15 protein-coding genes are annotated in these 14272 nt (G+C 65.7%); all 15 read left to right on the top strand.

The genetic code is table 11. The features are described from left to right. The first annotated feature begins 8 nt into the window (after window positions 1-8). The 15 genes from tsf to AC1Q6P_RS01330 all read left to right on the top strand — a co-directional run bounded on the left by tsf (window position 9) and on the right by AC1Q6P_RS01330 (window position 14269). Window positions 9-905, top strand: coding sequence for a translation elongation factor Ts (gene tsf / locus AC1Q6P_RS01400; RefSeq protein WP_102767419.1), 897 nt, complete (start codon window positions 9-11; stop codon window positions 903-905). Between the two features lie 160 nt (window positions 906-1065). Continuing rightward, window positions 1066-1776: a UMP kinase gene (gene pyrH, locus AC1Q6P_RS01395; protein WP_102767418.1), complete on the top strand. Its 711-nt coding sequence runs from the start codon at window positions 1066-1068 to the stop codon at window positions 1774-1776. Between the two features lie 28 nt (window positions 1777-1804). Further along, window positions 1805-2365 carry a ribosome recycling factor gene (frr, locus tag AC1Q6P_RS01390; protein WP_102767417.1) on the top strand — a complete coding sequence of 187 codons (561 nt, stop codon included), beginning with the start codon at window positions 1805-1807 and terminating at the stop codon, window positions 2363-2365. Between the two features lie 14 nt (window positions 2366-2379). Beyond that, window positions 2380-3108: a polyprenyl diphosphate synthase gene (gene uppS / locus AC1Q6P_RS01385; protein ID WP_102767416.1), complete on the top strand. Its 729-nt coding sequence runs from the start codon at window positions 2380-2382 to the stop codon at window positions 3106-3108. Window positions 3109-3113: 5 nt separating this feature from the next. Then, complete coding sequence (locus AC1Q6P_RS01380; RefSeq protein WP_102767415.1) at window positions 3114-3968, top strand: phosphatidate cytidylyltransferase; 855 nt, start codon at window positions 3114-3116, stop codon at window positions 3966-3968. Further along, the gene (locus AC1Q6P_RS01375; protein WP_492664236.1) at window positions 3965-5164 is read left to right on the top strand and encodes a 1-deoxy-D-xylulose-5-phosphate reductoisomerase; all 1200 of its coding nucleotides are present in this window, start codon (window positions 3965-3967) and stop codon (window positions 5162-5164) included. Before AC1Q6P_RS01380 ends, AC1Q6P_RS01375 begins: the two co-directional genes overlap by 4 nt. Continuing rightward, window positions 5161-6528: an RIP metalloprotease RseP gene (gene rseP, locus AC1Q6P_RS01370; protein WP_271009935.1), complete on the top strand. Its 1368-nt coding sequence runs from the start codon at window positions 5161-5163 to the stop codon at window positions 6526-6528. The genes AC1Q6P_RS01375 and rseP overlap by 4 nt, the downstream gene beginning before the upstream one ends. A 10-nt stretch (window positions 6529-6538) precedes the next feature. Next, on the top strand, window positions 6539-8866 hold the full coding sequence (gene bamA, locus AC1Q6P_RS01365) for an outer membrane protein assembly factor BamA (protein WP_492664237.1): 2328 nt from the start codon (window positions 6539-6541) through the stop codon (window positions 8864-8866). Then, entirely contained in the window at window positions 8866-9375 is a 510-nt protein-coding gene (locus AC1Q6P_RS01360; protein WP_102767411.1) for an OmpH/Skp family outer membrane protein, read from the top strand. Before bamA ends, AC1Q6P_RS01360 begins: the two co-directional genes overlap by 1 nt. 3 nt (window positions 9376-9378) lie before the next feature. Then, window positions 9379-10407: a UDP-3-O-(3-hydroxymyristoyl)glucosamine N-acyltransferase gene (lpxD, locus tag AC1Q6P_RS01355; protein WP_492664238.1), complete on the top strand. Its 1029-nt coding sequence runs from the start codon at window positions 9379-9381 to the stop codon at window positions 10405-10407. A gap of 59 nt (window positions 10408-10466) precedes the next feature. Further along, complete coding sequence (gene fabZ / locus AC1Q6P_RS01350; RefSeq protein ID WP_171825820.1) at window positions 10467-10910, top strand: 3-hydroxyacyl-ACP dehydratase FabZ; 444 nt, start codon at window positions 10467-10469, stop codon at window positions 10908-10910. A gap of 13 nt (window positions 10911-10923) precedes the next feature. After that, window positions 10924-11718: an acyl-ACP--UDP-N-acetylglucosamine O-acyltransferase gene (gene lpxA / locus AC1Q6P_RS01345; RefSeq protein WP_492664239.1), complete on the top strand. Its 795-nt coding sequence runs from the start codon at window positions 10924-10926 to the stop codon at window positions 11716-11718. Between the two features lie 4 nt (window positions 11719-11722). Then, complete coding sequence (lpxB, locus tag AC1Q6P_RS01340; protein ID WP_492664240.1) at window positions 11723-12868, top strand: lipid-A-disaccharide synthase; 1146 nt, start codon at window positions 11723-11725, stop codon at window positions 12866-12868. Beyond that, window positions 12840-13478 carry a ribonuclease HII gene (rnhB, locus tag AC1Q6P_RS01335; RefSeq protein WP_102767406.1) on the top strand — a complete coding sequence of 213 codons (639 nt, stop codon included), beginning with the start codon at window positions 12840-12842 and terminating at the stop codon, window positions 13476-13478. The genes lpxB and rnhB overlap by 29 nt, the downstream gene beginning before the upstream one ends. After that, complete coding sequence (locus AC1Q6P_RS01330) at window positions 13475-14269, top strand: TrmH family RNA methyltransferase (protein ID WP_492664241.1); 795 nt, start codon at window positions 13475-13477, stop codon at window positions 14267-14269. The genes rnhB and AC1Q6P_RS01330 overlap by 4 nt, the downstream gene beginning before the upstream one ends. Window positions 14270-14272 lie beyond the last annotated feature (3 nt).

Raw genomic sequence — 14272 nt, 5'->3', positions numbered from 1 at the left:
AGAAACAAATGGCTGCAATTACCGCAAGCATGGTCGCTGAGCTGCGCGCCCGCACCGATGCCCCGATGATGGAATGCAAGAAGGCGCTGACCGAAGCCGAAGGCGATCTGGGTCGTGCCGAAGAAATCCTGCGCGTCAAGCTGGGCAACAAGGCGGGCAAGGCCGCTTCGCGCGTGACCGCTGAAGGTGTGGTCGCCTCGGCCGTGGTCGGCGGCGTGGGCGCCCTGCTGGAAGTGAACTGCGAAACCGACTTCGTGTCGAAGAACGATGCCTTCCTGGCCTTCGTGAATGCCGTCGCTGGCCTGATTGCCACCGAAGGCCCGGCCGATGTGGCCGCCCTGTCGGCGCTGCCGCTGTCACAAGAAGGCTTCGGCCCGACCGTGGAAGACGTGCGCAAGGGTCTGATCGGCAAGATCGGCGAGAACATGTCGATCCGTCGCTTCCAGCGCTATGCATCGGGTACCAAGCTGGCTTCCTACCTGCACGGCACCCGCATCGGCGTGATGGTCGAGTTCGACGGCGACGAAGTGGCCGCCAAGGACGTCGCCATGCACGTGGCCGCCATGAAGCCGGCTGCGCTGTCGGCTGCCGAAGTGTCGGCTGAGCTGGTCGAGAAGGAGCGCAAGATCGCTGCCGAGAAGGCTGCCGAGTCCGGCAAGCCGGCCGACATCGTCGCCAAGATGGTGGACGGCGCCGTGCAGAAGTTCCTGAAGGAAGTCTCGCTGCTGGACCAAGTCTTCGTGAAGGCCGCTGACGGCAAGCAAACCGTCGCCGCCATGCTGAAGGACAAGGCCACCACGGTGAAGAGCTTCACCCTGTACGTGGTGGGCGAAGGCATCGAGAAGAAGGTGGACGACTTCGCCGCCGAAGTGGCCGCGCAAGTGGCCGCCGCCAAGGGCCAGTAAGCCCTGAAGCAAACAAAGGGCGCCTCTGGCGCCCTTTACACTTGTGCCCGTTGAAGTCGGCGGCCCCATCCTTGGGCTGCAAGCCTGCCTACCCGGCGGGCTGCAGACGCGGCACAAGCCCGACATCCCATTCAGCAACAGCAGCCATCAAGAGGTCCTCATGCCCGCGCTCAAACGCATCCTGCTCAAACTTTCCGGTGAAGCCCTGATGGGCGACGACGCTTTCGGCATCAACCGCGCGACCATCGTGCGCATGGTGCAGGAGATCCGCGAGGTCACCGAGCTCGGCGTGGAGGTGGCGGTGGTCATCGGTGGCGGCAATATCTTCCGCGGTGTCGCGGGCGGCTCGGTCGGCATGGACCGCGCCACGGCCGATTACATGGGCATGCTGGCCACGGTGATGAACTCCCTGGCCCTGGCCGACACCATGCGCCAGGAAGGCATCGTCGCTCGCGTGATGTCGGCCATCGGCATCGAGCAGGTGGTGGAGCCCTATGTGCGCCCCAAGGCTCTGCAGTATCTGGAAGAAGGCAAGGTCGTGGTGTTCGCGGCCGGCACGGGCAACCCCTTCTTCACCACCGACACGGCCGCAGCGCTGCGTGGTGCCGAGATCGGCGCAGAGATCGTGCTCAAGGCCACCAAGGTCGATGGTGTCTACACCGCCGATCCCAAGAAGGACCCGAGTGCGACCCGCTACTCGCGCATCAGCTTTGACGAGGCCATCACCAAGAATCTGCAGGTGCTGGACGCCACCGCTTTCGCGCTGTGCCGCGACCAGAAGCTGCCGATCCGCGTGTTCAGCATCCTCAAGGCCGGCGCGCTCAAGCGCGTGGTGATGGGCGAAGACGAAGGCACGCTGGTGCACGTTTGAGAAACAAAGGTTTTCAAGGTCAAGAATCATGAGCATTGCAGACATCAAGCAGAACGCTGAAGCCAAGATGGCCAAGTCGGTCGAGGCGCTGAAGAACGAGTTGCACAAGATCCGCACCGGCCGCGCCCACCCCGGCATCCTCGATCAGGTCAGTGTCGACTACTACGGCTCCATGGTGCCCGTCACCCAGGTGGCCAATGTGACCTTGCTCGATGCCCGCACCATCAGCGTGCAGCCCTGGGAAAAAGGCATGGGCGCCAAGATCGAGAAGGCGATTCGTGAGTCCGATCTGGGCCTGAACCCGGCTTCGCAAGGCGAGCTGATCCGCGTGCCGATGCCGCCGCTCAACGAAGAGCGCCGCCGCGACCTGACCAAGGTGGTGCGCAACGAAGGCGAAGACGCCAAGATCGCCGTGCGCAATCTGCGCCGCGATGCCAATGAGCAAGCCAAGAAGCTGACCAAGGACAAGCTGATCAGCGAAGACGATGAGCGCCGCAGCCTGGACGATGTGCAGAAGCTGACCGATCGCACCATCGCCGAGATCGACAAGCTGGTCGCGGCCAAAGAAGCCGAAATCCTGGCGGTCTGAGCGAGCTCGCGACAGTGACGACCGAGAAGAAGGCGGTGCCCCGCCATGTGGCCATCGTGATGGATGGCAACGGCCGCTGGGCGAAGAAGCGCTTTCTGCCGCGCTTCTTCGGCCACAAGCAGGGCGTCGATGCCCTGGTCAAGATCGTGCAGGCCTGCATCGATCGCGAGATCGAGTACCTGACGGTGTTTGCCTTCTCCTCGGAGAACTGGAAGCGCCCCAGCGATGAAGTCTCGGGCCTGATGGGTCTGGTGCTGGCAGCCGTGTCGCGCTACCTGGCGCGCATGGGGGCCATGGGGGTGCGCATCCGCATCGTCGGTGACCGCGAGGCGGTGTCCGACAAGCTGCGCAATGCTTGGAACGAGGCCGAGAGCAGCACGGCGCACAACAGCAAGCTGACCCTGTCCGTGGCCTTCAACTACGGCGGCCGCTGGGATGTGGTGCAGGCCTGCAAGGCAGCGATGCAGGCGGGCGTGCCGCCGGCCGAGCTGACCGAAGCGCGCCTGTCCGAGTTCATGGCCATGAACTACGCGCCCGACCCCGACCTCTTCATCCGCACCGGCGGTGAAGTGCGCATCAGCAATTTCCTGCTCTGGCAGGTCGCGTACACCGAGTTTGTGTTCTCCGACTGCCTGTGGCCCGAGTTCGGTGAGGCGCAGCTGGACGCGGCCATCGAGTCCTTCCGTGAACGCGATCGCCGCTTTGGCGGCGTCAAAGAGGCGCCGGCACTGGCTGGCGTTTGAACCCCATGCTCAAAGCCCGCATCATCACGGCCTTGGCCTTGCTGGCCGTTTTGTTGCCCGCTCTGTTCGCGGCCTCGCCCTGGCCTTTCGCCCTGCTGACCCTGCTGATGATCGGCGCGGCCGGTTGGGAGTGGTGCCGGCTCAATGCTGGCGGTGGCCTGCCGGCTCTGGCCTTCGGTGCGGCCTTGGCCGCGGCCTGCGCGGGCACGCTCTGGTTCTTCGGTCTGGCGCCGCGCCCGGCCTGGTGCTGGTGGCTGGCGGGCTTGATCTGGGTGCTGGGCGGGGCCTATGCCTTGCGCGGCGGCCCGGCAGCCTGGCCGCAGGCCTCCAAGGCCCTGCGCCTGCTGCTCGGCGCCCTGGCGCTGTGGGCGGCCTGGGGCGCCATGCTGGAGGCCAAGGCCACCGGCATCAACTTCCTGCTCTCCATCTTCTGCCTGGTCTGGATGGCCGACATCGCCGCCTACTTCGGTGGTCGGACCTTCGGCCGGCGCAAGCTGGCCGTGACCATCAGCCCCGGCAAAAGCTGGGAGGGCGTCTGGACCGGCATGGCCGGCGTGCTCGCCCTGGGCCTGTTCTGGACCTTTGTCATCGACCGCCAGTTCGCGGTCGATTCCGCCAGCCTCTACCAGCGCCTGCTGCAAGGGCAGGGCCTGGCCATCGGCCTGCTGGCTCTGGTTTTCCTGGCCAGCATGAGCGTGGTCGGTGACCTGTTCGAATCCCTGATCAAACGTGCGGTCGGCGCCAAGGACAGCAGCCAGTTGCTGCCGGGCCATGGCGGTGTGCTCGATCGCGTCGATGCCTTGCTGCCGGTCTTCCCGCTGGCCCTGGCGCTGAGTTCCCTGAGTTCCTCCCTGCCATGAGTCTTCATACCCGTCCGCAGCGCATCTGCGTGCTCGGCTCCACCGGTTCCATCGGCGTCAACACCCTGGATGTGCTGGGTCGCCATCCCGAGCGTTACGAAGTCTTCGCGCTGAGCGCCATGAGCCGGGTGGATGCCTTGCTGGCCCAGTGCCTGCAGTGGCAGCCGCGTTTTGCCGTCTTGCCCGATGCGAGCCTGGCCGCGCAGCTGCGCAGCCAATTGCGCGAGCAGGGCAGCCGCACCGAGGTGCTGGACGGCGTGGACAGCTTGTCCGCCGTGGCGGCCCATCCCGAGGTGGACATGGTCATGGCCGCCATCGTCGGCGCGGCCGGCCTGGCGCCCTGCCTGGCGGCAGCAAAAGCGGGCAAGCGCCTGCTGCTGGCCAACAAGGAGGCCATCGTCGTCGGTGGCGCCTTGTTCATGCAGGCGGTGGAGCAGGGCGGTGCCACCTTGCTGCCTATCGACAGCGAACACTCGGCGATCTTCCAATGCCTGCCCGAGGACCGCAGCACCTGGGCGCAGCGCATCGATCACATCGTGCTCACCGCCTCGGGCGGCCCCTTCCGCCAGCGCGACCCGGCCACCTTGCACGAGGTGACCCCGGCCCAGGCTGTGGCCCACCCGAATTGGGTGATGGGTCGCAAGATCTCGGTCGATTCGGCCACCATGATGAACAAGGCGCTCGAGGTGATCGAGGCGCGCTGGCTGTTCGCGCTCAAACCCGAGCAGATCAAGGTGCTGATCCATCCGCAGAGCATCATCCATTCGATGGTGGTGTGCCGCGACAACTCGGTGCTGGCCCAGTTGGGCACGCCCGATATGCGCGTGCCCATCGCCTACGGCCTGTCCTTCCCCGAGCGCATCGAGGCCGGCGCCAGCCGGCTCGATCTGCTGACCCAGCCCGCGCTGAGCTTTGAAGAGGCGGACGAGCGCCGCTTCCCCGGCCTGTATCTCTCCTGGCAGGCGCTGCGCGCGGCCGAGGGATCGACGGCCGTGCTCAATGCCGCCAATGAAGAGGCCGTCGCGGCCTTCCTTGACGGCCGCCTGCGCTTCGATCACATCCACCGCGTCAATGCCCAGAGCCTGGAGCAGACCCTGCCGCAGGCCGGTGAGTGCAGCAGCGTGGAAGGCTTGTTGGGTCTGGATCAGCGTGCGCGCCGCCAGGCCCTGGCCCTGATTGCGGAGCTGGGCGCGTGAGCACCGTGCTGGCCTTCATCCTGACCCTGGCGGTGCTGGTGGTCGTGCATGAATACGGGCATTACCGCGTGGCTCGCGCCTGTGGCGTCAAGGTCTTGCGCTTTTCGGTGGGGTTTGGCCGCGTGCTCTGGCGCCATCAGCGCACGCCCGATTCGACCGAGTTCACCCTCTGCGCCTTGCCGCTCGGCGGCTATGTGCGCATGCTTGATGAGCGGGAAGGCCCGGTGCCGGCCGGTCTGCGCGAGCAGGCCTTCAACAATCGGCCGCTGCGCCAGCGCGTGGCCGTGGTGGCGGCTGGCCCGCTGGCCAATTTGTTGCTGGCCGCCTTGCTGTTCGCCGGCGTCAACTGGGTCGGTCAAGAGGAGCCCAAGCCCATTCTGGGCGCGCCCTTGACGGGTTCCATGGCCGAGCGTGCGGGCTTGCGCGCCGGTGACTGGGTGCAGGCCGTGTCCGCCGATGGCCAGCAATGGCGCGAGCTGCAGTCCCTGGCCGAGCTGCGCTGGCAGCTGACCCAGGCCGTGGAGCAGGGCCGCAAACTGCATCTGGAGCTCAGCGATGCCCAGGGCCATGGCCGCCGCAGCGTGGTGCTGGACACCGACAGCCTCGGTGCCCATGAGATCGACGCCCAGGTGGTCAGCAAGCTGGGCCTGGGCCCGGCCTTCAGCGAGCCGGTGCTGGGTCGCCTGACGCCTGGTGGCGCGGGCGAGGCGGCTGGGCTCAAGGAGGGCGATCTGGTACGCCGTGTCGATGGCGTGGCAGTGGCCGATGCCGCCAGCCTGCGCGAGCTGATCCGTCAGGCGGGCCAGAGTGAGCCGGCGCGCAGCATGCAGTGGCAGGTGGAGCGTCACGGCCAGATGGTTGAGCTGGAGGTGCGGCCCAAGGTGATGGTCGATGCCGGCCGCAAGATCGGCCGCATCGAAGCGATGGTGGGCGCAGCGCCTGCCATGGTGCTGGTGCGTTACGGCCTGTGGGATGGCCTGCTTCGGGGCGTCGAACGCACCTGGGATGTTTCGGCCATGACCGTCAAGATGTTCGGCCGTATGCTGGTCGGAGAGGCTTCGCTGAAGAACCTCAGTGGCCCGCTGACGATTGCGGACTACGCAGGTCAGTCAGCGCGGTCGGGTCTGCCGCAGTACCTGGGCTTTCTGGCCTTGGTCAGCGTCAGTTTGGGTGTGCTGAACCTGCTGCCGCTGCCGATGCTCGATGGTGGACACCTGATGTATTATCTTTTCGAGGGTTTGAGCGGCCGCCCCGTCTCGGAGTGGTGGCAAACGCAACTGCAGCGCGCGGGCGCGCTGATCCTGATGCTGATGATGGCTTTGGCCCTTTCCAACGACGTGGCCCGCTTGACGGGCCTGCATTGACTCTACTTGCATGTCCTCATTCTTTAGAACGGGAGCGCCCCTGCGCCCCTCCATCCTGACCTTGGCCATTGCGGCCACACTGCAGTCAGGCGCCGCCTGGGCGGTGGATCCCTTTGTTCTCAAGGACATCCGTGTTGAGGGTCTGAAGCGTACCGACCCCGGTACCGTCTTTGCGTCCCTGCCCTTCCGTGTCGGCGACAGCTACAACGACGACAAGGGCGCTGCCGCCTTGCGCGCCCTGTTTGCCACCGGCCTGTTCAAGGACGTGCGCATCAATATCGATGGCAACGATGTGGTCATCACCATCGAAGAGCGCCCCATCATCGCCAATGTGAGCTTTGTGGGCCTCAAGGAGTTCGACACCGAGGCGCTGAGCAAGTCGCTGAAGGATGTGGGCATCGGCGAGGGCAAGCCCTTCGACCGCGCTCTGGCCGACCGCGCCGAGCAGGAACTCAAGCGCCAGTACCTGACGCGCAGCCTCTACGGTGCCGAAGTCACCACCACCATCACGCCGCTGGAGCGCAACCGCGTCAACGTCAGCTTCAACGTGACCGAGGGCGAGCCGGCCAAGATCGCCGAAGTGCGCATCCTGGGCAGCAAGGTGTTCTCGGAAAGCACCTTGCTGGGCCTGCTGGAGCAGACCAGCAGTGGTTGGCTGACCTGGTACACCAAGACCGACCGCTACTCGCGCACCAAGCTCAATGCTGACCTGGAGACCCTGCGCTCCTACTACATGAATCGCGGCTATCTGGAGTTTGCCGTCACCTCGACCCAGGTGACCATCTCGCCAGACAAGCAGAGCATCAGCATCGCCATCACGGTCAATGAAGGCCAGCCCTATACCGTCACCGGCGTCAAGCTGGAAGGCGAGTTCCTGGGTCGTGAAGACGATTTCCGCCGTTTGGTGCTGCTGCGCCCCGGTCAGCCCTACCAGGGCGAGGCCGTGGCCCAGACCACGCGTGCGTTCACCGATCTGTACGGCAGCTTCGGCTACGCCTTTGCTCGCGTCGACAGCCGCCCCGAGATCGATCGCGCCACTGGCCAGGTGGTCGTGACCTTTGTGGCCGAGCCGGCTCGCCGCGTCTATGTGCGCCGCGTGCTGATCGCCGGCAACAACCGCACCCGCGATGAAGTGATCCGCCGCGAGTTCCGTCAGTTCGAATCGGCCTGGTACGACGGTCGCCGCATCAAGGCTTCGCGCGACCGCGTGGAGCGCCTCGGTTACTTCAAGGAAGTGACCATCGACACCAATGAGGTGGCGGGCGCACAGGACCAGGTCGATGTGATCCTGACCGTGGAAGAGCGCCCGACCGGCAACATCCAGGTTGGTGCCGGCTATTCCAGCCAGCAAAAGCTGTCCTTCAGCGGTGCCATCAAGCAGGAGAACGTCTTCGGCTCGGGCAATTACCTGGGCGTGGAAGTCAACACCTCCTCGGTCGGCCGCGCCCTGGTGGTGTCGACCGTGGACCCGTACTTCACCGTCGATGGCGTCTCGCGCGCGCTCGATGTGTTCTACCGCACGCAGAAGCCGATCAACACCCTGGGTGAGCAGTTCGAGCTGGTCACGCACGGCGGCTCGATCCGTTTCGGCGTGCCTTTCTCCGAGCAGGACACCGTGTTCTTCGGTGCCGGCTACGAGCGCACCAAGCTGACCACCAACCAGGGCCTGCCCCTGAGTTACTTGCTCTACGGGCGCGCTTTCGGCAACAACAGCCTGTCCTTGCCGCTGACCATCGGCTGGCAGCGTGACAGCCGTGATAGCATCATCTCGCCCATGATCGGCAAGTACCAGCGCATCAACCTGGAAATGAGCCCGGCCGGCGATGCCCGCTATGTGCGCGCCAACCTGCAGTACCAGCACTACATCCCCATCACCAACAAGATCACCTTGGGCTTGAACAGCGAGCTGGGTTGGGGCGCCGGTATCGGCGGCAAGCCGTACCCGATCTTCAAGAACTTCTACGCCGGTGGCCTGGGTTCGGTGCGGGTGTTCGAGGCCGGCTCGCTCGGTCCGGTGGATGTGACCGGCTCCTACTCGGGTGGCAATCGTCGCATCAACTTCAATGCTGAGTTGTACCTGCCTGTGCCGGGCAGCGGCAATGACAAGACCTTCCGTCTGTTTGGCTTCGTTGACGCCGGCAACGTCTGGGCCGAGCATGAAAAGATCAATCTCGATACCCTCAAGAACGGCACCTCCATGTTGCGTGCCTCGGCAGGTTTCGGTTTGAGCTGGGTGTCTCCGATGGGCCCGCTGCGCCTGAGCTATGGCGTGCCTTTGCGTAAACATCCAACGGATAGAATCGAGAAATTCCAATTCCAGATCGGGACTGCATTCTGATGAAGAGCAAGCTTTTTAAGGCGGTGGCTGTGGCTGCCATGATGTCTGTGTCGACGCTGGGCGTGCAGGCGCAGGAATTGAAGATTGGCTACGTCAACAGCGATCGCGTGCTGCGTGAGGCCAATGTCGGCAAGGCTGCGACCCAGAAGCTCGAGATCGAATTCGGCAAGCGCGAAAAAGAGCTGAAGGACATCGAGACCAAGCTGCGCAGCTCGGCCGAGAAGCTGGAAAAAGACGCGCCGACCCTGTCGGAAGCCGAACGCAACCGCCGCCAGCGCGACCTGATGGAACTGGACCGCGACCTGCAGCGCAAGCGCCGCGAGTGGCAGGAAGACCTGACCCAGCGCAAGAACGAAGAGCTGCAAGCCGTCGTCGACCGCGCCAACAAGGTCATCAAGCAGATCTTCGATGCTGAAAAGTACGACCTGATCTTGCAAGACGCCATCCACTTCAGTGCCCGCGTGGACATCACCAAGAAGGTGATCGACGCGCTCAACGCCCAGAAGTAATCGGTGGGCGCAGTCTCACTGGCTGATGTGATCGCCGCCTTGGGCGGCGATCTTCATGGTGCGTCCGAAACGCAGATCACGCGCATCGGGCCGCTCGAGGGCGCCGACGCCGGCACCCTGAGCTTTCTGTCCAACCCGCGCTACCAGGCGCAGCTGGCTGGCAGTACCGCCGCTTGCGTGATCGTGGCGCCGGCCTTTGCCGAAGCGGCCGCGGCCCGCGGCGCGGCCATCGTCACGCCTGATCCTTACCTGTACTTCGCGCGGCTCACCCAGTGGTGGGCGGCGCGGGTGCGTCCGCGCCCGGTGGCCGGCATCCATCCCAGCGCTGTGATTGACCCCAGCGCGGTGATCGGCGCGGATGTCAGCATCAGCGCCCTGGCGGTGATCGAGGCTGGCGTGAACATCGGCGATGGCGCGCAGATCGGTCCGCACTGTGTGGTCGAGCGCAATGCTCGCATCGGTGCCGGCAGTCGTCTGTCCGCCCGCGTGACCCTGGGCTTCGATTGCCAGATCGGCGAGCGCTGCATCGTGCACGCCGGGGTGGTCATCGGTGCCGATGGCTTCGGCTTCGCGCCGAATCAGGGTCAGTGGGAAAAGATTGAACAGCTCGGCGCCGTGCGTATCGGCAACGATGTGGAGATCGGCGCCAACACCTGCATCGACCGTGGTGCGCTCGAGGACACCGTGCTTGAAGACGGCGTCAAGCTCGACAACTTGATCCAGATCGGCCATAACGTCCATGTCGGTGCCCACACGGCCATGGCCGGTTGCGCCGGTGTGGCGGGCAGCGCGCGCATCGGCGCGCATTGCACGGTTGGAGGCGGTGCCATCGTGCTGGGGCATTTGAGCTTGGCCGACCACGTGCATGTGTCGGCCGCCACCGTGGTCAGCCGCAGCATCAAGCAGCCCGGCCAATACAGCGGCGTCTTCCCCTTCGACGACAATGCCAGCTGGGAAAAGAATGCGGCGACCTTGCGTCAGCTGCATACTTTGCGAGAGCGCCTCAGGGCGCTAGAAAAAAGAGGCGCTTGACCTAGGTCGAGCGCCGCCTCGCGCGAACGCATCCGCGCACTCGAGAAGAAGAATTCAACATGATGGACATCCACGAGATCCTGAAGAAGCTCCCCCACCGTTATCCGCTGCTGCTGGTGGATCGTGTGCTGGAGATCGAGAAGGGCAAGCGCATCCAGGCGATCAAGAACGTCAGCATCAACGAGCCGTATTTCGTCGGCCATTTCCCGCACCGTCCGGTCATGCCTGGCGTGCTGATGCTGGAAGCCATGGCTCAGGCCGCCACCTTGCTGGCCCTGGACAGCAATGGCACGGTGCTGGATGAGAACACGGTGGTGTACTTCGCCGGCATCGACAACGCGCGCTTCAAGCGCCCGGTCGAGCCCGGTGACCAGCTGCTGCTGGACGTGACCCTGGACCGCGCCAAGGCCGGCATCTACAAGTTCAGCGGCAAGGTGATGGTGGGCGAGGAGCTGGCCTGCGAGGCGCAGCTGATCTGCACCATGCGCCGCATCGACGCCTGAGGCCTGACGCGCCATGACGAGCAGGATTCACCCGACGGCCATCATCGACCCCGCAGCCGAGCTGGACAGCTCGGTCACGGTCGGTGCCTACACGCTGATCGGCCCGCAGGTGAAGATCGGCGCGGGCACCCGCATCGGCCCGCACTGCGTGATCGAGGGGCGCACCACCATCGGCGCCGACAACCAGTTCTACCAGTTCAGCTCCATCGGCGCGATGCCGCAGGACATGAGCCATGGCGGTGAGGTGACCGAGCTGGTGATCGGGGACCGCAACACGGTGCGCGAGTTCTGCACGCTCAACACCGGCACCTTCAAGGAAGAGGGCGTCACCCGGGTCGGCTCCGACAACTGGATCATGGCCTATGTGCATCTGGCCCATGATGTGCAGCTGGGCAACCACTGCGTGCTGGCCAACAACGCCACGCTGGCGGGCCATGTCCATGTCGGTGACTGGGCGGTGATCGGCGGCCTGACCGGCGTGCACCAGTTCGTCAAGATCGGCGCCCACGCCATGATCGGCTTCCAGGGCCATGTGTCCCAGGATGTCGCGCCCTTCATGACGGTGGACGGCAACCCGCTGGCCGTGCGCGCCGTCAATCTGACGGGCTTGCGCCGCCGTGGCTTCAGCAATGAGCGCATCGCTGTGATCCGCCAGCTGCACAAGCTGATCTTCCGCAGCGGCCTGACGCTGGAGCAGTCGGTCGAGCAGATCACCGCGCTGCGGGACGAGCAGGCCCAGGATGCCCAGGTCGATGTGCAGCTGATGCTGGATTTCATCGCCGGCGCCAAGCGCGGTCTGGTGCGCTGATCCCATGGCTGAGCCTTCGCTGAGCCTAGCCCTGGTGGCCGGCGAGGCCTCCGGAGACCTGCTCGCCAGTTTGCTGATCCAGGGCCTGAAAGCGCGCTGGCCCGAACTCCAGACCCAGGGCATCGGCGGCCCGCGCATGGCCGCCCAGGGCTTCGAGGCCTGGTGGCCTTCGAGCAAGCTCTCGGTCTTCGGCTATGTCGATGCCCTGCTCAATATCCGTGAGCTGCTGGCGATTCGCCGCCAGCTGGGCGACCGGCTGCTGGCCCAGCCACCGGCGGCCTTCATCGGTGTGGATGCGCCCGATTTCAATTTCGGCCTGGAGCAGCGACTGCGCGAAGCGGGCGTGAAGACCGTGCATTTCGTCTGCCCCTCGATCTGGGCTTGGCGTGCCGAGCGGGTCGAGAAGATCAAGCGCTCGGCCGACCATGTGCTGTGTCTGTTCCCCTTCGAGCCTGCGCTTTTGCAGGCCCATGGCATCGGCGCCAGCTATGTGGGCCACCCCCTGGCCGATGCGATTCCGCTGCAGCCGCCGCAGGCTCAGGCCCGCTCAGCTCTGAAGTTAGGCGAAGCCGACACCGTGGTCGCCTTGCTGCCCGGCAGCCGCCGCAGCGAGATCCGCTACATTGCTGAGCCCCTGTTGCGCGCCGCTGTGTTGATGCAGCGGGCGCGGCCCGGGCTGCGCTTTGTGATGCCGGTGGCACCGGGCCTGCGCGCCCTGATCGACCCCTTGGTGGCTCAGCACGCCCCGGGCCTGCAACTCGATCTGCTGGATGGCCGTTCTCACGAAGCTTTGGCGGCCTGCGACATCACCCTGGTGGCCAGCGGTACGGCCACGCTGGAGGCGGCGTTGTTCAAGCGGCCCATGGTGATCGCCTACCGCATGCATGCGCTCAATTGGTGGCGCATGAAGGGCAAGAACTACCAGCCCTGGGTGGGCCTGCCCAATGTGCTGGCGCGCGACTTCATCGTGCCCGAGCTGATTCAGGATCAATGCACGCCCGAGGCCCTGGCCCGCGAGGGCCTGGCCTGGTTGGATGACGGCGCGCGCTGCGAGCGGGTGCGGGGCATTTTTCAGCAACAACACGAGCTGCTGCGCTGCAATACCGCGCAAAAGGCCTGCGATGCGATCGCGCAAGTCCTGCAAGCCTGAGCTGCGTGTGCCCGAGCAGCTGGGCCTGAGCTGGGATGGCCTGGGCCTGGTGGCCGGCGTGGACGAGGCCGGCCGCGGCCCGCTGGCCGGCCCGGTGCTGGCTGCAGCCGTCATCCTCGACGATGCCAACCCGATCGCCGGGCTGGCGGATTCCAAGGCCTTGACCGAGAAAAAGCGCGAACGCCTGTTCGACGAGATCCGCGCCAAGGCCTTGTGCTGCTGCATTGCCGAGGCCAGCGTGGAAGAGATCGACCGGCTCAACATCCTGCAGGCCACCCTGCTGGCCATGAAGCGAGCCGTGGAAGGCTTGCGCCTCAAGCCGGCCAAGGTGCTGGTCGATGGCAACCGCCTGCCGGTGCTCAAGATCCCGGCCGAGGCCATCGTCAAGGGCGACGCCAAGGTGCAGGCGATCTCCGCCGCCTCCATCCTGGCCAAGGTGGCGCGCGATCGCCAGTGCCTGGCCATGCACGACAGCCACCCCGAGTACGGCTTTGCCGGCCACAAGGGCTACCCGACCGCCGAACACCTGGCCGCCTTGCGCGCCCATGGCGTGACGGCCTGGCACCGGCGCAGTTTCGGCCCGGTGCGCGACATCCTCGAGAACGCATGAGCCCCAGCAGCCCGATTCTTCACATCACCTCGCGTGACAACCCGGCCCTGCAGCGCCTTCGCAAGCTGAGTCAGGACGGCAGCGCCTACCGCAAGCTGGGCAGCGTCTGGCTGGAGGGCGACCACCTCGTGCGCGCCTGCCTGCAGCGCGGCCATCCCGTGCTGCAGGCGGTGCTGACCGAGGCCGCGGCGGCCGATCCGGTGCTGCGCGCCCTGGCCGATGCGGCGCCGCGTCAGCTGGTCGTGCCGCTGGCGCTGTTCAAGCAGATCAGTGGCCTGGAGTCGCCGGCTCAGATCGGCTTCGAGGTGCCGCTGGACGCGGGGCAAGACCTGGCCCCGGAGGCGGACACCGTGGTGCTGGATCGCCTGCAGGACGCCGGCAATGTCGGCACGATTCTGCGCAGCGCGGCGGCCATGGGCTTTCGCCAGGTCTTGGCGCTCAAGGGCACGGCGGCGTTGTGGTCGCCCAAGGTGCTGCGCGCCGGCATGGGGGCGCATTTCGGCCTGCGCCTGATTGAAGGTCTGTCGCCGGAAGACTTGGGCCGCCTGCGTGTGCCCCTGGTGGCCACCAGCTCCTATGCCGAGGCGCAGCTGCACCAGATCGCGTTGCCCAGCCCTTGCGCCTGGGTCATGGGCCACGAAGGGCAGGGCGTGCAGCCCGGGTTGATGGCGCGCTGCTCCTTGACGGTGGGCATTCCGCAGCCGGGCGGTGAGGAATCGCTCAATGTGGGCAGTGCGGCGTCCATCTGTCTGTACGAGTCGGCGCGCCAGCGCCTGCTGGCGCTGCGTTGAGTC

The organism is Roseateles sp. GW835-FHT13E02 (assembly GCF_058794035.1).
This window is presented reverse-complemented; position numbering and strand designations above follow the sequence as displayed.